The sequence below is a fragment of the Streptococcus suis genome (assembly GCF_002960445.1).
GTDB classification, from domain to species: domain Bacteria; phylum Bacillota; class Bacilli; order Lactobacillales; family Streptococcaceae; genus Streptococcus; species Streptococcus hyiners.
In genome coordinates this window covers 1-285 of the sequence record NZ_POJD01000242.1, presented here as the reverse complement: position 1 = coordinate 285, position 285 = coordinate 1, and the positions used below count along the sequence as shown (strand labels likewise).

The 285-nt window shown below is 43.5% G+C and carries 1 protein-coding gene; it reads left to right on the top strand.

What is annotated here, in order from left to right; all coding sequences use genetic code 11:
• On the top strand, positions 1-285 hold a 285-nt coding region (locus tag C1G53_RS09135; RefSeq protein WP_153046692.1), incomplete at both ends, for a pneumococcal-type histidine triad protein.

Below are 285 nucleotides of genomic sequence, written 5' to 3'. Positions count from 1 at the left end.
AAATGTTCGTAGCAAAGAAGAAGTGGAGCGGCAAAAAGGAATCTCTTCTGCTGACAGCAAAAATCAGGCAGCAGGAAATAGTAAAGACGGCCGCTACAGAACAGACGATGGCTATGTCTTTAATCCGACAGATGTTATTGAAGACACGGGAGATGGTTTTATCGTTCCGCACGGCGACCATTTCCACTTTATTCCTAAAAAAGATTTATCAGCTGCCGAATTGAAGGCTGCTCAAGATTACTGGAATCAAAAAGGAAGTGTGAGCTCGGCTAGTGGTAGTCAATA